The 18,559-nt window shown below is 51.4% G+C and carries 20 protein-coding genes; 17 read left to right on the forward strand and 3 right to left on the reverse strand.

All coding sequences use genetic code 11. The features are described from left to right. Positions 1 to 95: 95 nt before the first annotated feature. On the forward strand, positions 96 to 770 hold the full coding sequence (locus tag SPIBUDDY_RS14850) for a PspA/IM30 family protein (protein ID WP_013608583.1): 675 nt from the start codon (positions 96 to 98) through the stop codon (positions 768 to 770). Next, positions 770 to 973, forward strand: coding sequence for a PspC domain-containing protein (locus SPIBUDDY_RS14855; protein ID WP_013608584.1), 204 nt, complete (start codon positions 770 to 772; stop codon positions 971 to 973). Before SPIBUDDY_RS14850 ends, SPIBUDDY_RS14855 begins: the two co-directional genes overlap by 1 nt. Positions 974 to 1,028: 55 nt before the next feature. Here the strand turns inward: SPIBUDDY_RS14855 and SPIBUDDY_RS14860 are convergent, their stop codons facing one another. Next, positions 1,029 to 2,048: a sigma 54-interacting transcriptional regulator gene (locus tag SPIBUDDY_RS14860; protein ID WP_013608585.1), complete on the reverse strand. Its 1,020-nt coding sequence runs from the start codon at positions 2,046 to 2,048 to the stop codon at positions 1,029 to 1,031. 212 nt (positions 2,049 to 2,260) lie between these two features. On the opposite strand from SPIBUDDY_RS14860, the gene SPIBUDDY_RS14865 reads away from it, so the two are divergent. From SPIBUDDY_RS14865 to SPIBUDDY_RS14925, 14 genes are all read left to right on the forward strand, one after another. Beyond that, on the forward strand, positions 2,261 to 2,914 hold the full coding sequence (locus SPIBUDDY_RS14865) for a PspA/IM30 family protein (protein WP_013608586.1): 654 nt from the start codon (positions 2,261 to 2,263) through the stop codon (positions 2,912 to 2,914). 14 nt (positions 2,915 to 2,928) lie between these two features. Further along, entirely contained in the window at positions 2,929 to 3,276 is a 348-nt protein-coding gene (locus SPIBUDDY_RS14870; protein WP_013608587.1) for a hypothetical protein, read from the forward strand. A 5-nt stretch (positions 3,277 to 3,281) separates the two neighbouring features. Then, on the forward strand, positions 3,282 to 3,638 hold the full coding sequence (locus SPIBUDDY_RS14875) for a PspC domain-containing protein (protein ID WP_155816133.1): 357 nt from the start codon (positions 3,282 to 3,284) through the stop codon (positions 3,636 to 3,638). 1 nt (position 3,639) lies between these two features. After that, entirely contained in the window at positions 3,640 to 4,512 is an 873-nt protein-coding gene (locus SPIBUDDY_RS14880; protein ID WP_013608589.1) for a DUF4097 family beta strand repeat-containing protein, read from the forward strand. Between the two features lie 102 nt (positions 4,513 to 4,614). Next, the gene (locus SPIBUDDY_RS14885) at positions 4,615 to 5,877 is read left to right on the forward strand and encodes a DUF1576 domain-containing protein (protein ID WP_013608590.1); all 1,263 of its coding nucleotides are present in this window, start codon (positions 4,615 to 4,617) and stop codon (positions 5,875 to 5,877) included. Further along, on the forward strand, positions 5,874 to 6,263 hold the full coding sequence (locus tag SPIBUDDY_RS14890; RefSeq protein WP_013608591.1) for a hypothetical protein: 390 nt from the start codon (positions 5,874 to 5,876) through the stop codon (positions 6,261 to 6,263). Before SPIBUDDY_RS14885 ends, SPIBUDDY_RS14890 begins: the two co-directional genes overlap by 4 nt. 132 nt (positions 6,264 to 6,395) lie before the next feature. After that, positions 6,396 to 6,941: a carbamoyl-phosphate synthase domain-containing protein gene (locus SPIBUDDY_RS15925; protein ID WP_049787886.1), complete on the forward strand. Its 546-nt coding sequence runs from the start codon at positions 6,396 to 6,398 to the stop codon at positions 6,939 to 6,941. 33 nt (positions 6,942 to 6,974) lie between these two features. Continuing rightward, on the forward strand, positions 6,975 to 7,541 hold the full coding sequence (locus tag SPIBUDDY_RS15930) for a glutamine amidotransferase-related protein (protein WP_049787887.1): 567 nt from the start codon (positions 6,975 to 6,977) through the stop codon (positions 7,539 to 7,541). Continuing rightward, positions 7,538 to 10,747: a carbamoyl-phosphate synthase large subunit gene (gene carB / locus SPIBUDDY_RS14900; protein ID WP_013608592.1), complete on the forward strand. Its 3,210-nt coding sequence runs from the start codon at positions 7,538 to 7,540 to the stop codon at positions 10,745 to 10,747. The genes SPIBUDDY_RS15930 and carB overlap by 4 nt, the downstream gene beginning before the upstream one ends. Before the next feature lie 74 nt (positions 10,748 to 10,821). After that, positions 10,822 to 12,618: an aspartate--tRNA ligase gene (aspS, locus tag SPIBUDDY_RS14905; protein ID WP_013608593.1), complete on the forward strand. Its 1,797-nt coding sequence runs from the start codon at positions 10,822 to 10,824 to the stop codon at positions 12,616 to 12,618. A 127-nt stretch (positions 12,619 to 12,745) separates the two neighbouring features. Further along, on the forward strand, positions 12,746 to 13,618 hold the full coding sequence (locus SPIBUDDY_RS14910) for a cation diffusion facilitator family transporter (protein WP_013608594.1): 873 nt from the start codon (positions 12,746 to 12,748) through the stop codon (positions 13,616 to 13,618). 80 nt (positions 13,619 to 13,698) lie between these two features. Then, positions 13,699 to 14,850, forward strand: a complete 1,152-nt coding sequence (locus tag SPIBUDDY_RS14915) for a GGDEF domain-containing protein (protein ID WP_172634210.1) — start codon at positions 13,699 to 13,701, stop codon at positions 14,848 to 14,850. Between the two features lie 72 nt (positions 14,851 to 14,922). After that, on the forward strand, positions 14,923 to 15,309 hold the full coding sequence (locus tag SPIBUDDY_RS14920) for an OsmC family protein (protein WP_013608596.1): 387 nt from the start codon (positions 14,923 to 14,925) through the stop codon (positions 15,307 to 15,309). Positions 15,310 to 15,314: 5 nt separating this feature from the next. Continuing rightward, entirely contained in the window at positions 15,315 to 15,899 is a 585-nt protein-coding gene (locus SPIBUDDY_RS14925; RefSeq protein ID WP_013608597.1) for a hypothetical protein, read from the forward strand. On the opposite strand, the gene SPIBUDDY_RS14930 is transcribed toward SPIBUDDY_RS14925, so the two are convergent. Together SPIBUDDY_RS14930 and SPIBUDDY_RS14935 are read right to left on the reverse strand one after the other, a co-directional pair. After that, positions 15,883 to 16,611, reverse strand: a complete 729-nt coding sequence (locus tag SPIBUDDY_RS14930) for a DUF6062 family protein (protein WP_013608598.1) — start codon at positions 16,609 to 16,611, stop codon at positions 15,883 to 15,885. The two genes, SPIBUDDY_RS14925 and SPIBUDDY_RS14930, sit on opposite strands and share 17 nt — an antisense overlap. 53 nt (positions 16,612 to 16,664) lie before the next feature. Next, positions 16,665 to 17,330, reverse strand: coding sequence for a class II aldolase/adducin family protein (locus SPIBUDDY_RS14935; RefSeq protein WP_013608599.1), 666 nt, complete (start codon positions 17,328 to 17,330; stop codon positions 16,665 to 16,667). 197 nt (positions 17,331 to 17,527) lie between these two features. Here SPIBUDDY_RS14935 and SPIBUDDY_RS14940 point away from each other — a divergent pair, with 197 nt between their 5' ends. Then, complete coding sequence (locus SPIBUDDY_RS14940) at positions 17,528 to 18,550, forward strand: LacI family DNA-binding transcriptional regulator (RefSeq protein ID WP_013608600.1); 1,023 nt, start codon at positions 17,528 to 17,530, stop codon at positions 18,548 to 18,550. Positions 18,551 to 18,559 lie beyond the last annotated feature (9 nt).

The raw sequence follows: 18,559 nt of genomic DNA on the forward strand, positions 1-18,559 counted from the left end.
TGCATCCTTGTTTTTAAAAGTTGGCACGCCTTCTGCATAGCTATCTACGTAACAACGAAACCACAACAGCCACCTAGTGGCGAAAGGAGACAATGATGCAGATGTTTAAAAGAATCGCCGATATCTTCAACTCACACGTCAATAGTGCTTTGGACAAGCTTGAAGATCCGGCAAAGATGATCAGCCTGATGATCACCGAACTGGAGGATACCCAGACCAAGGCCCGTTCTTCCATGGCAGCCCGCAAAGCGGAGCAGACAAGCCTTGAGAGGGAAAAAGCCGAGTTTGAGAAGTCGGTCCTCCGTTGGGAAGATCGTGCAAAGCTGGCCATCACCAACGGTCGCGAGGATTTGGCACGTGAAGCACTTGGGGAGAAGAAGCATGCAAGCGAGCAGATTAAGCGCATCGACGAGCAGCTTGCCAACCTCACCTCCATTCTCGCCAGCCAGAGCGCCCAGCTTACCCAGATCGCCGACAAGCTCAAGGAAGTCAAGGACAAGCAGCAAATCCTGGTCCAGAGAGCCAGAAGTGCCAAGGAGAAGAAGCAGGTTGCCCAGACTCTGAAAAGCAGCGACAGTGCAGACCTTGCACGCAAATTCAGCGAACTGGAGAGCAAGATAGAGCGGATGGAAGCCGATGCCGAAATGGTTGGCTACCACGGGACCCCTTCTGCAAGCGATGAGTTTGCAAAAATGGAATCCGATAATGCCATTGAAGCCGAGCTTGCGAGTTTGAAGCAGTCCATGGCAAAGAAGAAGGAGCAGAAATAATGTACTACAACAGAGAAGAGGATCGTACCCTGTATCGTGAAAGACGGGGCATGGTATTGGGAGTGTTCCAAGGATTGGCTACCTGGTCGGGGCTTCCGGTACTCCTGCTCAGAATCATCGGCCTTATCCTGCTCTTCTCGGTTGGGTTTGTTCCGATGGCCATCACCTATATTCTGGTAGCGCTCATGCTGCCTTCACGATAACCGAATCAAACGTTCTTTCATGACTGTCATTTGGGTTTCTTCCTTGAGCAGGGCATCAGTTGGTGTCCTGCTCTTCTTCTTGCAGCCGGTCTTGGTATTTGCGGTACAGTCCCCGCAGTTGGTCATAGGTGAGGTTGAGCAGCTTGGCTGCCTCTTTCTGATTGCCTGAGGCCGTCTTGAGGGCTTGTTTCAGGTACTTGAGGTCAAGTTCCAGGCGTGCTGCTTCAAATTGGCTCAAATCCAGCTCTGCTTCCTGCAAAACAATCTCTGCTGGCACCTTGCTTCCCTGTTTGAAAGGATTGTCGAAGGGATTGAACTCGAGGTACTCGATCAAGGCCGCATCACTGCGGTAGACAGCCCGTTCCACTACGTTTTTCAGCTCGCGTACGTTGCCGGGCCAAGGATAGCACAGCATCTGGGAAACAACTGTCTCGCTGAAGGAGGGCATTTCCTTGTGTCCGCACTCCAGGGCCATCTTCGAAGCGAAATAGGTGGCCAGGAGGATGATATCTTCACCCCGTTCACGCAGAGGGGGAAGGAAGAGCACCTCGAAGGAGAGGCGATCGAGCAAGTCTTCTTTGAACTTGCCCTCGTCGCACAAGGCCGGTAGGTCGGCATTTGTTGCTCCGATGATCCGAACATTGGTTTCATGGGTTACCGAGGAGCCCACTCGTTCATAGGTACCGTACTCGACCACCCTCAGAATTTTCTCCTGGACTTCCAGGGGAATCAAGCCGATTTCATCCAGAAAGAGGGTTCCCCCTTCCGCTTCCTCGAACCGCCCCTTACGGGTTTTCTGGGCACCGGTGAAGGCTCCCTGTTCGTAGCCGAAGAGTTCGGTTTCAATCAGTGAAGGGGGAAGTGCGGCGCAGTTGACCGTCACCAGGTTCTGCTGCCACCTTGGGGAGAGAAAGTGCAGGCGTCTGGCGGCAATTTCCTTGCCGCTGCCCCGTTCTCCGACCAGCAGCACCGAGCGATTCACCGTTGCAGCCCTGCTGAGCTTGCTTTGGAAGTCAAGAAAGACTTCGCTTTCACCTAGTGGTTGCTGATTATATCCGGCTTGCACGGCATCCATGCGTTGCACCTCACTTGGTAAATTTAGCCATCCTTGGCAGGTTTCACCAGCGTTAGGGTATCACAGCTTGGGGAGTGCGAAAAGAGCAAGGGACGCAATCCTTGATAAAATGGCTATTTAGGCACATTTTTAAAAGTTTTCACTAGTTGGCACGATTCATGCATCTAGATTTTCATGAACACAGGTGGTACTACTACCTAAGGAGAGAAAGTATGGGAGTGTTTTCAAGATTCCTAGATATTGTCAACGCAAATATCAACTCACTGCTCGATAAGGCAGAAGATCCAGAAAAGATGATCAAGTTGATGATGCAAGAGATGGAAGATACCCTGATTGAGCTCAAGAGCTCCTGCGCAGCAAAAATGGCCAGCAGAGCCAAGACGGATCGCACGTATAAAGAGGCGCTCAATGCTATAGACCGCTGGCAGAGCAGAGCGGAGCTTGCAATCAGCAAGGGACGTGAGGATTTGGCCAGGGAAGCTTTGCTGGAAAGAAAGCTGGCCAAGGCATCGCTTGATCAACTGCAGGCTGAACTTGTAACGTACGATGAAGTGATCAAAACCGCAAAAAGCGAGATCAACCAGATCGAGGACAAGCTCAGTGCAGTGAAACAGAAGTATCAGATTATGGTTGAACGGGCCAAGCGTGCACGAGAAGAGCAGGTTGCCCAGGAAGCATTGAAGCGAGCAAGCGACAGCAGCACCTTCGGTCGTTTCAGCGATATGGAAGAGAAGATCGACCGCATGCAGGCTACCAATGAGATGCATCGGACTACATCCTCCCTCGATGAGAAGTTTAGGGACTTGGAAGAGATGGATGACATCGATGCCGAGATTGCTGAACTGCGCAAGCGCTCGGGTTTGTAAAAAAGAGGCAGAGCATGGAAGCAATTTGGATTCTGAGTGTCATCTTCACGTTCATCATCATCATTTCCACTATCGATAATCGGTATAACTTGAGAAAGAAAAAAATCGACGCAGCCCTCAGGATGCGGGAGATGGAAATGGGACTTCCTCCGGGAACCTACAGTTCGACCAAACTTAAGGGTGGGAAGAGAAAGGGCGACATGGATGCCGCTTCCTTCACAGAGTGGAAGCAGACTTCCAATCGAACTGAACTGAAGAAGGGTATCGATGATTTACAGCAGAGGCTGGCAAATCTGGAAACAATAATGAACAACCGGAGGGCAAAGCCCGAAGGGATGCAAGATAAGGAATGGAAGGAATGATTGCTATGGCTACCAAAAAATTGTACAGATCCCCTCGGGGAAAGATTTTCGGGGTTTGCACCGGCCTTGCTGAGTGGAGGGACTTGCCCGCCGACCCAGTTCGTCTAATCGTTTTCCTGGTGGTGCTTGCCACCGGTATATTCCCAGGAGCTTTGATCTACTTGGCTGCGGCTCTCTTGATTCCGATGAATCCAGGGAATTCCTACTCAGACGAAACCATCTACACCGACACAACTCCCAACCAGAGCGAAGCGGAATTGAAGGCCGAGTATGAGAGGCTGAAGCGCAAGGTTGAGAAGATGGAAGGCGAAATGTTCAACAAGGAACGGGATTGGGACGACCGATTCCATCAGGGGAACTGACATGCTAAGCGATACCAAGGCCAACAAGGTGTTCCTGATCATTCTGGTCGTCCTGCTGGCCCTCGGATTCACCCTAACCAAAGGGTGGAACGTCCGAAACAGGGACAGCCGTTCCAACCAGACCGTTGATTTTGCAGCTACCGATTCTTTGAAAGTTTCCACGATTTCCAACGACATTGTCATCGAGGTGGACAACGCTGCAAAAGGCGCTTCCATTTCGATTGGAAGGAATGAATCAGATGTCCTGTCGGTCTCCAAAACGGGCAGGAATCTGAACGTGGAGGTAAAGCCCAAGCAAGCATGGTTTTTCCGTTTCTTCCCCTACTCCCCCTCGGCGGTAGTCATCACCCTGCCGGCGAGTCGTTTGGATAGTCTTGAACTGTCCAGCATCTCCGGGGAAATCAGGTTGCTTCACCCCATCCAGGGCAGAAACCTGGTGGCCAGGAGCACCAGCGGAGGAATTGACTTCTTGACTCTGACTTCCGATCAGACTATTACACTGAGCAGCATCAGTGGAAGCATCAACGGCAGTGAGGTCACCAGCAAGCAATCGGCAGAAATTCTCGGCACCAGTGGAAGTATCGAAGTGCAGAATATTGAAGCAAAGGATGCCAGCCTCAAATCCATCAGTTCCAATGTCGAAGCAGACGTAAAGATTCTCGAAGGAGGATCGCTCAATGCTTCTTCAACCAGTGGATCGGTACGGATTGACTTGAAACAGAGCACTGACTTGAAAGTACAAGCTTCCACCACCAGCAGCCAGGTAGTCTTCAATGACAAGGAACTGGGAAAGAGTGCTACCGCTGAAACAGGAAACGCCCAAAACAAGGTCACGCTTTCCACCGTAAGTGGAAAGATTGAGCTCTGGTACTAGAAACGAAACATCACCTACAGGTTGTCTTGAGAGAGACAGCCTTTTTTTGCTTGCATCAAGCCATATCTATCGGTAGCATACCTATATACCAGAGGAGGCACCGTGCAGCGTAGTGAAAAGCTTTTATACCTTCTGATGACCCTTCTGATTGCCTTGCTCTTTATAGCCGGCATGGTACTAGAGGGCCCGATTACCGTTATTTCCAAGGTAATCTCCTTACAAAAAGAGAGTGCCCGCTTGATCAACGACTTCACCCTCTACGGAGTGGGAACCTCTCTCTTCAATGCAGCAACGGTAGGAACGTTGGGGTTGGTCTTGGTCTTTTTTGCTGCTGTAAGTCTTTCAGGACCAACACTCTCCTGCGTTCTTACCATGATGGGCTTTGCTTTCTTCGGCAACACATTGCTTAACTGCATCCCGATAATCCTGGGAGTATGGTTGGCTAGCAAACTCGCCCGCAAGACGTTCGGATCGTACAGCCTCATCGCACTCTTTGGCACAGCCCTTGGTCCTTTGGTGACCTACATAATGTTCTCACTCGGGCTTCCCTATTCGCTCTCCATTCCTTTGGGACTCCTTATCGGCATCGGTGCAGGCTTCATTCTCCCTGCGGTAGCCGGTTCCATGCTCCAACTCCATCAAGGCTACAATCTCTACAACGTAGGTTTCAGCTGTGGTTTCATTGGTCTGTTTGCGGCAAACCTGCTGCTCGCAGCAAACAAAATGCAGTCCATTTCGGTAACCTGGAATACAGCCTATTCACTCCCCCTTATCCTGCTTGTTCCCCTCTTTTGTGCCGTGCTGATCATCACCGCCCTCATCGTAGACAAACCCAGGCAAAGCCTGAAAGGGCTTGTGGCAATCCAAAAGCTGACTGGGCGCCTTCCCTTCGACTTCTTTGACACCGGCTACTTTGGGGGAACGCTTTTGAACATTGGCCTTTTGGGACTGACCTACTGGGCGTATGTCCTGCTTGTAGGGGGATCCATCAACGGGCCGGTTATCGGAGGCATATTCACCATCATGGCCTTCGGAGGCTTCGGAAAAACCCTGAAGAATACCATCCCGGTGGTGTTGGGGGTCATACTCTCCACCTTGGTATTCGGAAAGTCACTGACAGCCCCCGGTCCGTTGCTGGCTGCATTGTTTGCCACAACCCTCGCTCCCATTGCCGGCCAGTTCGGTATAGTGGCGGGCTTGCTTGCCGGTTTCATCCACCTGATCATGGTGGAAGTCACTGCCAATTGGCATGCAGGCCTTGACCTGTACAACAACGGCTTTGCCGGAGGACTAACGGCAAGCCTTTTCATCGCAATCCTGCAATGGTATAAAACCAATCGCCCGAAGGAGGATTTCACCACATGAAACGAAAAGAGTTTCTCGGACGACTAATCGGAGAAGTTTCAAACTTCCTGCTCGAAGGCAATCCCCTCAGACTGGTCGTCTCCCTGCATCAGGAAGATGATGGGGCACATATTAGTTTTTTCGATGACAAGCCAAGAAGCGAGGAGGAAATACAGAGAATCTACAACTCCCTGAATCCTCCGAAAAACAGGCCCGAGCTAGCTGAATACTACGGCCTGATGGCAGGCAGTGATATGGCATGGGACGCAAGGCTGAAACTCATCGGCTGGCAAATCAAGCATGCAAGCGTAGATAATTCAGACAGCGGACTGAGAATCGACCTGTGGCTGGGCAGTGATGCCTTCAACCCGGAGAATTTTACCTTGAACAAGAAATCAAAGAAGTAATGCAACAGATTAACATAATTTTGTTGCATATCATCCTATAAAATTCGTTTTTGTTGTATATTAATACAGAAACTGTTGCATATTCTTTCAATTTTGGCTATCATCCCTACAATTTAAGCGGATGGAGTAGCCATGAACACATGCTTTCTGCTTCTCGAGGACGGAACTCTGTACCAAGGAAAAAGCTTCGGAAAACCAGCACCCCAGCTTGGAACATCCTTGGTTGCAGCAGAACTCGTCTTCAACACCAGCATGACCGGATATCAGGAGATTCTCACCGATCCCTCCTACCATGGACAGATGGTGGTCATGACCTATCCACACATAGGAAACTATGGCTGTGAACCAGATTTTGAGGAGGGTCTTTCCTCTCCAAGTCCCATCTGCTGTACAGCAATGATAGTTCGCTCAGTATATGAAGGCCCTCTTCCTTTGAAGAGGGTCTCTTTAGATGCATACCTTGCCAAGCACAACGTGACAGGGATTACCGACATCGATACGAGAGATTTGACCATCCACCTCAGGAATCATGGTGCGCAGAATGCCATGATTTTCAGCACTGAGAACGGAAAGCTGACAGAGACACAATACAAGGTGGCAAAAGAGAGCCTGGCTCTCTACCCCCATGCAGGAGAGATCGACCTCATCGAGGGTGTTGCAATCAAGCAACCGATCTAGGACCCTGCTCTTGAGAACCTGCCCAAAAAGCCTATGCTTCGGTTTGCCGTGGTGGACTTCGGAATCAAACGCTCGATCATAGCAGAGTTATACAAACGCAATGTAGCGGTAACCCTGTTCCCTCCTTGCGTACAGGCAGCAGAAATCCTGGGAAGCGGATGCGATGCGATGCTGCTCTCCAACGGTCCGGGAGACCCGGCACAGCTAACGGATGCCGTAGCAATGGCCAAGGAAGTCATGGCCCTTATGCCGGTCTTCGGCATCTGTCTGGGTCATCAGCTGATCACCTGGGCTTTGGGAGGAAGGACACAAAAAATGAAGTACGGCCACCATGGCGGTAATCACCCCGTCATCGACCTTCGCACCAACGCCTGCTTTGTCACCAGCCAGAACCACCTCTATGCAAGCCAGGAAGACTCCCTGCCGCCTGTTGTCGCAGTATGGCTGCGCAATGCCAATGACAACTCCATAGAAGGACTCTATCACACCACCTTGCCCATCCGCTGTGTACAGTTCCACCCCGAAGCCTCTCCGGGGCCTCAGGATGCTACAGGGATCTTCGACGTCTTCATCCAAACCGTACAGGAGCATAAGGCATGAGCGCACGCACCGACATCAAACGCATCCTCATCATCGGCAGCGGTCCGATTGTCATCGGCCAGGCATGTGAATTCGACTATAGCGGTACGCAGGCTGTCAAAGCTTTGAAGGAAGAGGGCTATGAGGTCATTCTGCTCAACCCCAACCCGGCAACCGTCATGACCACCCCCTCCTTGGCTGACACCGTTTACCTGGACCCCTTGAAGATTGAGTATGTCGAGCAAATTTTTCAGCGTGAGAGACCCGATGCCATTCTTACCACCATGGGAGGCCAAAGCGGGTTGAACCTTGCCTTGGAACTGGATAAGGCTGGGTTGCTTGAGCAGTATGGTGTCGAGGTAATCGGCTCATCAATCACCTCCATCAAGCTTGCTGAAGACCGGGGAGCCTTCAAGCAGGTCGTCCAAAGCCTTGGGCTCGAGAGTGCAAAAAGCTTTGTCGTGCACTCCCTGGCTGAAGCCCAATCACTGCTTCAGGACTTTCCCTACCCCCGCATCATCCGCCCCTCCTACACGCTGGGAGGCATGGGGGGCTCGATTGCCAACAACGAGCAAGAGTTCCCGGACCTCCTTTGCCATGCCCTCGAAACCAGTCCCACAGGGGAAGCTCTCATCGAGGAGTCGTTGATCGGTTGGAAAGAGTTTGAGATGGAGGTCATGCGCGACAAGGCAGATAATGCAATCATCGTGTGCTCGATCGAAAACATCGACCCCATGGGAGTCCATACCGGGGACAGTATCACCATCGCCCCGATCCAGACGCTGGACGACAAGCTCTACCAAACGATGAGAAATGCCTCGATCGCCATCCTTCGGGCAGTCGGCGTCGATTGCGGAGGCAGCAACGTCCAGTTTGCCGTCCATCCAGAAACGGCACGGATGGTGGTCATCGAGATGAACCCCCGCGTCTCCCGCTCTTCAGCCCTTGCCAGCAAAGCCACCTGCTTTCCCATCGCCCGCTGCTCGGCCAAACTGGCTGTAGGCTACACCCTCGATGAGGTGGTCAATGAGATCACCGGTCAGTCGGTCTCCTGCTTCGAGCCGGTTTTGGACTACTGCGCCGTCAAGGTTCCCCGCTTCGAACTGGAAAAGTTCCCGCTCCCCCTGTCAGCCTTGGGCACGCAGATGCGAAGCGTGGGAGAGGCCCTCGCATTGGGAAGAACCGCCTTGGAAGCTCTGAACAAAGCGATCCGCTCTTCGGAGCGCAAGCTGGAAGGATTATGTGACTTGGTAGGGGTCGGGCTCTACAGCGAGTCGGATGTACAGAATTTCCTTGGCAGTGCCCATCCTCTGAGACTGCTCAGTGCCTATACAACACTGGTCAGAAAAGGGCTTTCCGCCCTTCCCATGATTGAAGAGACAACCAAATTCGACCGCTGGTTCCTGCATCTTCTGGTACAGCAGTATGCATTGGAGCAGGCCATTCGCAAACAGCTGGACTATGAAACCTTGCTGCAAGCAAAACGGGCCGGTATCAGCGACCGCCACCTTGCATTTCTGACCGGTAAGAAGACTTCGGATATCGAACGGCTTCGTTACGCCTATGAGATGCACCCGGTCACCCACCATGTGGATACCTGCTCAGGCGAATTCGACGCCCTCACCCCCTATCTCTACACAACGTATGGGGAGAAGAGTGAGGCAAAACCCTTGGGAAATGAAGCGGTCATCATTCTTGCCAGCGGGCCTAACCGAATCGGCCAGGGCTTGGAGTTCGACACCTGCTGCACCCTCGCTTCGCTTGCCTATCGCAAGTTGGGCAAAAAGACCATCATGGTCAACAGCAACCCCGAGACCGTCTCAACCGATTTCAATATTTCCGACCGGCTGTATCTGGAGAGCCTGACAAGCGAGGAGGTCAAGGAAATTCTACGTCTTGAGGGGGCAAAGAACGTAGTCGTCCAATTGGGAGGACAGACTCCGCTCAACCTCGCCCAGGATTTGATTCGTTCAGGGGCCTTTATTGTCGGTACCAGCCTGAAGGGGCTGCTGGATGCAGGAGACCGGGGAAAGTTCTCAGCCTTGGTGACTGAACTGGGGCTGAGACAGCCGAAAAACCGCAGCGCAAAACGAACCGAGGATATTCTTCCGTTGGCAAAGGAAGTAGGCTTTCCGGTGCTTATCCGACCCTCCTTTGTCCTTGGAGGGCGGGGGATGTACATCGTCTACGATGAAGAGGCTCTAGGAAGGCTCACCCACCTTGAGGCCACACAAGAGGCTCCTGTTCTGGTGGACCAATTTCTCGAGGATGCGTTTGAGTATGACCTCGATGCAGTCTGCGATGGCAAAAGTCTGTATGTCGGGGGAATTTTGCAGCATATTGAGGCTGCAGGAATCCACAGCGGTGACTCGGCTGCTGTCTTTCCTCCCTATAAATCCAGTCCACAAATTCTTCAGCAGATGCAGGAATGGGCGCACAAGCTCGCCATTGCCTTGGATACCAAGGGCCTGATGAACATTCAGTTTGCAGCCAAGGACGGGCTGCTGTACCTCATCGAGGTTAATCCCCGTGCATCCAGGACCGTCCCCTTCATCTCCAAGACATCAGGCGTCGACCTCATCGAAACGGCAGTCAGGATTTGGGAGGGCCAGGACCTGGTCAGCCAAGGTCTTGTCAAGAAAGAAGGCGGCAGGGCCATAGGCAGTTGCAAAACCGGATGGGCAGTCAAGGAAGCGGTGTTTAGTTTCGATCGCTTTTCCAATGTGGACCCGGCCCTTGGCCCGGAAATGCGCTCAACCGGGGAATCCATCGGCTTGGGAAAGACGTTCGGTGAAGCCTTTGCCAAGAGCCAGATCAGCGCAGGCAACAAACTGCCGGTGTGTGGAAAGGTCTTTGTCAGCGTCAACAAGAAGGACCGAAATACCATTCTGCCGGTTGTACAGAAATTGATGGCCCTGGGTTTCGGCATCGCAGCCACCAAGGGCACTGCTGCGTTCCTGTTTGAGCAGGGAATTCTGTGCGAGGTAATGCAAAAAGTACATGAAGGGCGCCCGAATGTCTCCGATTACCTGAAGAGCCGACAGATAGCGCTGGTGATCAACACCCCGATGGGATACCAGGCGCATGCCAGCGACGATGAGATCCGCAGCATTGCCATGCGACTGAAAATTCCGTATACCACGACCACCAGTGCAGCTATAGCGGCTGTACAGGCCATTGAGTATCTGCAGAAAAAACAAGTGGTTGTTCGTTCTCTCTCTTCCTAGGAGCAATTGCCTTTTGGGTCTTGTTGCGATAGTATGACAATACTTTTACAAAGGAGACCCACGAGGGACCGAGTATGTCTGAAGAAGTATTTTCCCAACGAACAACTACCTGCGGGGCACTGACCAAGGCTGACAATGGAAAAATTGTTGTCCTCAATGGCTGGGTACACCGCGACCGCAATCATGGAGCGCTGCATTTCATCAATCTGAGAGACCGTTACGGCATCACGCAAGTGGTGGTCGACGACGATGCTTCCCCCGCTCTTCAGGCTGTTGCAAGTGAGTTGCACCTCGAATACTGCATTGCCGTTACCGGTATCGTCCGCCAGAGACCCGATTCCATGGTCAATCCCGAGATGTCAACCGGTGAAATCGAGGTGAAAGCACAAAGCATCGAGATTCTCAGCCGCTGCGCCCCGCTTCCTTTCCAAATCGATGACGGTAAGGAAACCCGCGAGGACCTCAGGCTGAAATACCGCTACCTCGATCTGCGAAGCCAAGGAATGCAGCAGAGGCTCAAGCTGAGGCATGACTTCATTCTGGCTTGCAGAAAGTACCTTTCTTCCCGCGACTTCTACGAGATTGAGACCCCGACGATGATCAAGAGCACCCCTGAAGGGGCGCGTGACTTCCTCGTTCCGAGCAGAATCTATGCAGGCAAGTTCTACGCCCTTCCCCAGAGCCCCCAGCTCTTCAAGCAGATTCTCATGGTCGGCGGTATGGATAAGTATTTCCAGATCGCCCGTTGCTATCGCGATGAGGATGCCCGCGGCGACCGCCAGCTCGAATTCACCCAGCTGGACGTAGAGATGAGCTTCGTCAAGCGTGACGATGTCCTTTCCTTGATGGAAGGTCTCTTCAACAGCGTATTCAGGGAAGTGATGAACTACGAGCTGCCCGCCCGCTTCAGAAGACTCACGTACAACGATGCCCTGAATACCTATGGTTGCGACAAACCCGATCTGCGTTTCGACGTACCGCTTTGTGACGTAAACGAGCTGGCCCAGAAGAGCAGCTTTGCAACGTTCAAGGATATTGTGGCCAACGGTGGATATGTGAAGGCACTGTGTGCACCCAAGACGGAAGGAGTCGACTTCTCCCGCAAGTACATCACCGAACTTGAGGACGCAGCCAAGGTCTACGGAGCCCAGGGGCTTGCGTGGATCAAGGTGGGCGAAAACAAGAGCCTCTCTGGTGGTGTAAGCAAGTTCTTTGCCGGCCTCGAAGCTGAGTTGCTAGCGAAAGTCGATGCCAAGGAAGGGGATTTGATCCTTTTTGTAGCCCACCAGAATTGGAAGAAGTGCTGTGCAAGTCTGAGCGCTGTCCGCACCAAGCTGGGTCGGGACCTGAAGCTTATCAGAAAAGCCTTTGAGTTCTGCTGGATCATCGACTTCCCCCTCTTTGAGTACAATGAGGAAGGTGGCCACTGGGAAGCCGCCCACCATATGTTCAGCATGCCCCAGGCTGAGTACCTGGATACCCTTGAGTCCGATCCGGGCAGTGTAAAGGGTGACTTGTACGACTTGGTCCTCAATGGGTATGAGGTAGCCTCGGGCTCCATTCGTATCCATGATGTGGAGTTGCAGAAGCGGATTTTCCGCATTTGCAACTTTGATGACAAAACTGCCGAGGAGCGCTTCGGCTTCTTGCTCAACGCCTTCCGCTACGGGCCACCCCCGCACGGCGGCATTGCTCCGGGAGTCGACCGCATGGTGATGATCATGAGCGAACAGACTTCCATCCACGAAGTCATCGCCTTCCCGAAAAATACGGCTGCAGTCAGTCCGATGGACGATTCACCGTCGGAAGTCGATCAGCAACAGCTCGACGACCTTCACTTGATCATCAACTATCCCAAGCCGAAAGCTTGATTTTGAGTACCCCGGAGGAATCCGGGGTACTTCCTTGACAAAGCAGGGAAACAGACCTAGTGTGTACAAGACATCTGCAGGACTACAAATCCTGCGGATGTCTTTATTCTATGTAGAGAGATGACCTATGAAAAAGAACTTGGCCCTGACCGTATCGAAAATCAACATTTTCAACAATGTAGTGCTTGCTATCAGCAAAGTCTCCATTGGTGTATTCGCACACTCTGCAGCCTTGCTTAACGACGGTATCAACAATGCAGGGGATGTAATCAGCTCGGTCATCGCCTCAGTGGGGATTTCAGCTGCTGCAAAGGAATCTGATGCTGAGCACCAGTACGGCCACGAGCGCCTGGAGAGTGTTAGCGCAATTCTTTTGTCCGGTATCATCATGGTCGTGGGGTTGGGCTTATTGGTGGACGGAATCTCATCCATCATCCAGGGCTCCCATCTCAACAGCCCCATCCCCGGCTTGCTTGCAGTCATTGCCTCCATTGTATCCATCATACTTAAGGAAATTATGTTCCTCTACACCCGATGGGCGGCAAAGAAAACCGACTCCTCGGCGTTGCTGGCTTCCTCCTGGGATTCGCAAAGCGACGTCCTCGCCACCACCGGTGGCTTGATAGGAATCCTGTTTGCAAGAATGGGCTATCCGATTGCCGACTCAATAGCGGCCATCGTCATCGCCTTCTTTATTTTCCGTGTCGGCGTGCAGATTTTCCGCGACGGGGCGGACCAGATGGTCGACCATGCCTGCAAAGAAGAGACAGTCAAGCAGATTCGTACCGTCATTCTCGACCAGGAAGGAGTGATTGGATTGGACTTGCTGAGAACCAGGACCTTTGGGTCCCGCTGCTATGTCGATGTGGAAATCTCAGCCGATGGTTTGCAAAGCCTTGTGGATGCACATTCCATTGCCGAGCGTGTACACCATGCTATCGAAAAGAACTTTCCCCAGGTCAAGCACTGCATGGTACACGTGAATCCAAAAAGAAAATGAGGACCCCTTGGTTCTTCTCTTGTGTTATGCTCTGAAATGGGTAAGAGAGATCGTATGAAAATGAATCAGGCAGTCTCATGATGGAAACCATGTTGCGCATCCAAATCCTTCTTTTCTGTTTCATGCTGCTCGGCTTCTGCTATGCCGCAACTACTTGGAAACCTCTGTTTGGAGGCTTGGGATACACCTTCGACCTCAAGCTCTACCATCTTTTCATCCTGAGTACCAGCATCATGCTGGCTACCGATTTGGTCGGTTGGCTCTTCGATGGTGTTCCGACTAAGGGAATCCATACGTTACTGTTGGTAAATCACACCATCTACTATGCTTTCCATATCCTGCCTACCATATGTTTCATCCTGTATGCCGATCTGCTGCCCCATAGAAATCCTGTGCGGCTGAAGCGGTGGCTGCTTCCGCTTTCAATGCTTACAGCGGTGATAGCTCTCGGGGCTTTTGCTTCCCCTTTCACCGGGTGGTTTTTCCAAGTCGATGCTCAGAATGTATATTCCCGCGGTTCCCATTTTATGGTCTTCTCCATCATTCAGCTTCTGTTGCTGGGAGCAACCGTCATTCCATTGATCGGGGCAACCAAGAAAGTTCCTACCAGGATATACTGGACCTTGGTATTCTTTCCCGTCATCGCTTTTGTCGGCGGGCTTTTACAAGCGCTGTTCTATGGGCTGGTTCTGATATGGCCGGTAACTACCATATTTTTGGTAGCCGCAGCACTGAACATCCAGAAAAACCAAATCGGTATCGACCACCTCACCGGTATCTCCAACCGGTTGTGGTTTGATGAGATGCTTGAGCAATATCTCCACGCAGCTAATCTTCAACAGAGCTTTGGCTGCATCCTGATGGACTTGGATGGGTTCAAGCAGATCAATGACAATCTGGGGCATGATGTCGGAGACCAAGCACTCCAGGAGATGGCGAGGATTCTCAGGCATGTTGCAGGTCCAAAAGATATTGTAGCGCGCTACGGCGGTGATGAGTTTGCCATCCTGCTGCACGATGCCGACTCCCAGTACCTGCAGGACCTTGCCCGGCGACTGCAGTTCGAAGTTACAGCAAGCAATCAATCAGCCAAACGACGATATGAACTATCGGTGAGTATGGGTGCGGCATTGTATGATACGGCCCTCTTCTGTGATGCCAAAGCGTTTATCACCCACCTCGATGCTACTATGTACACACAAAAGCGCAGCAAGCTGGGTACGAGGAGTTGAACTGCAGTATCACTCTTGCTGGAAAAATCCTTCTGTATGGGCTATGATGAAAGAAAAGATGAGGAGTATTCCATGGGTGATAAAAAACATATTCGTGCAGATTTCGTAAGCGGTCACTACCAGTTTGTAACCGACAAGGGCGCCAGTTTTACCATCGGCCCTGAGAGCGCACCCTATGACTATCTGCTCGGAGCTCTCTCAGGATGTCTGTTCTCCACCTTTGAGGAGCTTGCCGTAAAAATGCGCGTGAGCTGGGAACATATCAGTTTTGATGTACACGGAGAAAAGCGCGATACAGTGCCTACGACACTTTCAGAGGTTTCCCTCACCGTAGAGGCTACCGGTGTCGACAACCAGCAGAAGTTCCTGAAAGCCTTTGAAACCGCAACCCGTTACTGTTCCATCTATCAGACCATCAGCGGCGTCAGTGAAATGCACTGGTCTGTGGATTTCAGGTAACCAAGATGGCAGGCAATGGAAGGTTCACGACCATTCTCCTTTTTGAGGCTTTTGAGAAAGCCCTCCTACAGTTCATGCATGAGGATGAGCAAGTCCTAGCTTGGCCTCGGGCAAAAGCAAGCCTTGCACACTGCCTGGCTTCACAACTGCAACGAAGCCTGAGAAGCGTCCTTGGCATGAGCGAGGATAGTGCCAGCCCCACCTTCTTCTCCCTGCCGGGGGACATCAAGGTCGATATCCTGCAAGAAGGGTGCGACATTCTGGTTCACGACCGGAAAGGCAAGCACCTGTTGGGCATTGTTCTCGGTTACGACTATTTGTCAAAAGCACAGCAAGAACACCTGCATCAGCTCAAGGAGCAGGGGTTCAAGCTTGTATTGGGCGTCTCCTTTCTGATGCAAAAGGAATATATCCTGCTATACAGTCCCAAGCAGGAGAGCCTTGAGTACTACCACTTCAGCAAACAGGATGGTACGACACACCATCTCATGCAGAGGGACGTAGAGGGCGAAGTTGATGACCGTCAGCTCTTCCTGGGTATCAAGGACCGAAAGAATCGGAAAAAGAAGCTTCCTACACAGGATCAATAACTCGATGGCGGCCGGTCATTTTATCCACACTCCGCTTGTGGGCATCCTCACAACCGTTCCAAGGCTTGTCCATATTCTCTGATTTGTACTTCTGGGTCATCCAATACACATCCTTGGCAATCCTATCCAGATTGAATACCTCAGTCTGGGTAAGGTCATGCACAAACGAGGCGACCAATGAAGAGCTCAGTACGGTTGGAGCCTTTTCCAAGAGCAACTGAAAATGGTGAAGGCAAAATCCTTTCCCCTCCTGCAAGGCTTGACGGAAAGCTTCATCCTCACCCCATAAATAGCACGTGGTGAATACATATCGGTCAAGGCGCTGCTGCATCGCGCTGCAGACCAGACACCCTTTTTCACGAGCTTCCATCTCCTGCTTGAAAGCTTGGATGGCTTTCTTGGCCCCCCTGGGAGTTTTCGTTCCCAGCAGGTTGTTGATGGATTTCTCTGCCTTGGAGCGTGTCATTCCCAGATAGGTATCAGCCATCAGGGCAACTCCCTGGGGTTTGTTGGCAGCCGCCAACAACTGCCAATGCTTGGTACAAAACCCATGCTCGTTGACCTTGACCCGAGTCTCGGGATTCATGACCGAGTTTCCCAGATAGAAGGAAAGTCCATCCTTCTGGGCCTCGGCCATCAGATCGCAGAGAAAGCACTCACTCTGAGAAGCAACACCATCCCATACGGGTATAGTTTCCAATTCTAGCTTCATAAGCCAACCAAGACACGTTGTCCGAGGATGTTGGTATGAGTCATATGCATCCCCTACTTTTGGTATTTCATCTGCATCAGCTGCTTCAGACGGGGGTCAGCCAAGGGAGAAACAGCGTAGCCTGCAGCTGCCATCTGCTCGGTAACAACAGTCATTTGGGCAGCACGTTCGAGCAATTCGATTTTATCGAAAGCCTCGAGCATCGAGTGCCCAAGCGTAACGGCACCATGGTTTTCCAAGAGCAACACATCATGGTCGAAGGCCTTTACCGCTGCAATCTCAGCAAGATTGACGGTCCCCATCAGACGGTACTCGACCAGAATTGGATCCTCCAGAATGTAATAGGATTCAGCGATCAGGTGGGTGTTGATCGCACACTTCCCATCCTTCTGAATGGCTGTAAATGCCGATACATAGGTAGGATGGGCATGAACAATCGCCTTGCAGTCGGGGCGGGAGATGAGAATCAGGCGATGCATCTCTGTTTCTATGCTCAAACGCAAGTGGGGTGTGAGGTTCTTTCCCTCAAGGGTGACCACTGCGATATCCTCAAAGGTGAGCAGACCTTTGTCCAAAGCTGAAGGGGTAATGCAGAAAAGGTCCTCACTGATCCTCAAGCTGATATTCCCACCACTTGCCGTAGTAAGCTGTCGGTCGTACAAGCGCGTCATGAAAGAAGCGACTTGCCGCCGTTGTTGTTCGAATTGTTTGATATCCATAGGCCGAGTATACCATGAGCGCTCTCAGGTGGGAAAGCGAAACAATCTTCACTCGGAAACTCATACCGATTTCAATCGATAGATTTTAAACGATTCTTGTTGACAGCATGAAAAAGCCATGCAATGCTATTTAAGCAAACGATTGCCTATAGTTTTTCAACTTAAGCAATCGATTGCACATCGATAAGGGGACATTGATGAAGCAATATGCAACACTCAAGGATGTAGCAAAACTAGCCGGTACTACTGCAGCGACAGTGTCCTATGTCCTCAATCAGAAAGAAGGACGCTACATCAGCGATGAGACCAGACGCAAAGTATTGGAAGCGGCAAAACAACTCGAGTATGTGAAAAGCATAGGGGCATCATCACTGAAAGGGAAAAGCAGGAAACTTATTGCTATCCTGATTCCCCAGTTTGAAAACCAATTCTTCACTAGGATTATTGTGGCCAGTGAAGAGATTTTTGTTAAACATGGATATGACTTGATCATTTGCAACACCTTGGACAAGCCGGAACGGGAAAAGGCAATCCTAAACAGGATGATTCAACAACGGGTGGACGGCATCATTCTCACCCCTACGAAAATGGGAACAGAGAACACGAAGCTGCTAAGAAAAGTTGGCATGAAAATGGTGGTGGTTGACCGCCCCCTTCCAGGTGTCAAGGACTTTTTCTGGGTTGCCACCAACAACTATGGCTGTGGTTACCTAGGCGCCAACTACCTGTTCTCCAAGGGGCATAGAAAGGTTGCCTACATCAATTGGGACAGCGGCATCGAGGATTTGGAAGCCAGAAAACATGCATTTTTTGATGCAGCAGAATCGTATGGTATTCCCCAAGGTCACCTTGTTGTCGCCGAGGGAGGATTCTCTGCAGAAGAAGGATGCCAACTTACCCAAAAAGTTCTCGAAGAACATCCTGATATCACTGCCATCTTTTATGGGTTCAATATTCAGGCTCTGGGAGGAATCAAATGCCTCACAGAACGGGGCGTATCCATTCCCGATGATCTGTCAGTCATGATCATCGGCAGCCCTGAGTGGGTCATGGCAGGAAAAAACGACTTCACCCATGTCGATATGAACGACTTGGAGCTGGGACGAAAGGCGGCGAGCCTGTTGCTTTCGCAGATCCAGCAGGATGATGAAGTGCCATTTCAACATATCATACAGGATTGCTCCCTGGTCGAGGGAAATTCTGTAAGAGATATACGTTAGGAGGAGAAA

Source organism: Sphaerochaeta globosa str. Buddy (genome assembly GCF_000190435.1).
In the GTDB taxonomy this organism is placed as follows: Bacteria; Spirochaetota; Spirochaetia; order Sphaerochaetales; family Sphaerochaetaceae; genus Sphaerochaeta; species Sphaerochaeta globosa.

What these genes read in the sequence shown, in the direction of transcription:
- SPIBUDDY_RS14860 (WP_013608585.1), bottom strand. Translation starts at nt 2,048, where the DNA reads ATGGATGCCGTGCAAGCCGGATATAATCAGCAACCACTAGGTGAAAGC.
- SPIBUDDY_RS14870 (WP_013608587.1), top strand. Translation starts at nt 2,929, where the DNA reads ATGGAAGCAATTTGGATTCTGAGTGTCATCTTCACGTTCATCATCATC.
- SPIBUDDY_RS14875 (WP_155816133.1), top strand. Translation starts at nt 3,282, where the DNA reads ATGGCTACCAAAAAATTGTACAGATCCCCTCGGGGAAAGATTTTCGGG.
- SPIBUDDY_RS14940 (WP_013608600.1), top strand. Translation starts at nt 17,528, where the DNA reads ATGAAGCAATATGCAACACTCAAGGATGTAGCAAAACTAGCCGGTACT.
- SPIBUDDY_RS14880 (WP_013608589.1), top strand. Translation starts at nt 3,640, where the DNA reads ATGCTAAGCGATACCAAGGCCAACAAGGTGTTCCTGATCATTCTGGTC.
- SPIBUDDY_RS14865 (WP_013608586.1), top strand. Translation starts at nt 2,261, where the DNA reads ATGGGAGTGTTTTCAAGATTCCTAGATATTGTCAACGCAAATATCAAC.
- SPIBUDDY_RS14930 (WP_013608598.1), bottom strand. Translation starts at nt 16,611, where the DNA reads ATGAAGCTAGAATTGGAAACTATACCCGTATGGGATGGTGTTGCTTCT.
- SPIBUDDY_RS15925 (WP_049787886.1), top strand. Translation starts at nt 6,396, where the DNA reads ATGAACACATGCTTTCTGCTTCTCGAGGACGGAACTCTGTACCAAGGA.
- SPIBUDDY_RS15930 (WP_049787887.1), top strand. Translation starts at nt 6,975, where the DNA reads ATGCTTCGGTTTGCCGTGGTGGACTTCGGAATCAAACGCTCGATCATA.
- carB (WP_013608592.1), top strand. Translation starts at nt 7,538, where the DNA reads ATGAGCGCACGCACCGACATCAAACGCATCCTCATCATCGGCAGCGGT.
- SPIBUDDY_RS14925 (WP_013608597.1), top strand. Translation starts at nt 15,315, where the DNA reads ATGGCAGGCAATGGAAGGTTCACGACCATTCTCCTTTTTGAGGCTTTT.
- SPIBUDDY_RS14850 (WP_013608583.1), top strand. Translation starts at nt 96, where the DNA reads ATGCAGATGTTTAAAAGAATCGCCGATATCTTCAACTCACACGTCAAT.
- SPIBUDDY_RS14915 (WP_172634210.1), top strand. Translation starts at nt 13,699, where the DNA reads ATGGAAACCATGTTGCGCATCCAAATCCTTCTTTTCTGTTTCATGCTG.
- aspS (WP_013608593.1), top strand. Translation starts at nt 10,822, where the DNA reads ATGTCTGAAGAAGTATTTTCCCAACGAACAACTACCTGCGGGGCACTG.
- SPIBUDDY_RS14935 (WP_013608599.1), bottom strand. Translation starts at nt 17,330, where the DNA reads ATGGATATCAAACAATTCGAACAACAACGGCGGCAAGTCGCTTCTTTC.
- SPIBUDDY_RS14910 (WP_013608594.1), top strand. Translation starts at nt 12,746, where the DNA reads ATGAAAAAGAACTTGGCCCTGACCGTATCGAAAATCAACATTTTCAAC.
- SPIBUDDY_RS14855 (WP_013608584.1), top strand. Translation starts at nt 770, where the DNA reads ATGTACTACAACAGAGAAGAGGATCGTACCCTGTATCGTGAAAGACGG.
- SPIBUDDY_RS14920 (WP_013608596.1), top strand. Translation starts at nt 14,923, where the DNA reads ATGGGTGATAAAAAACATATTCGTGCAGATTTCGTAAGCGGTCACTAC.
- SPIBUDDY_RS14890 (WP_013608591.1), top strand. Translation starts at nt 5,874, where the DNA reads ATGAAACGAAAAGAGTTTCTCGGACGACTAATCGGAGAAGTTTCAAAC.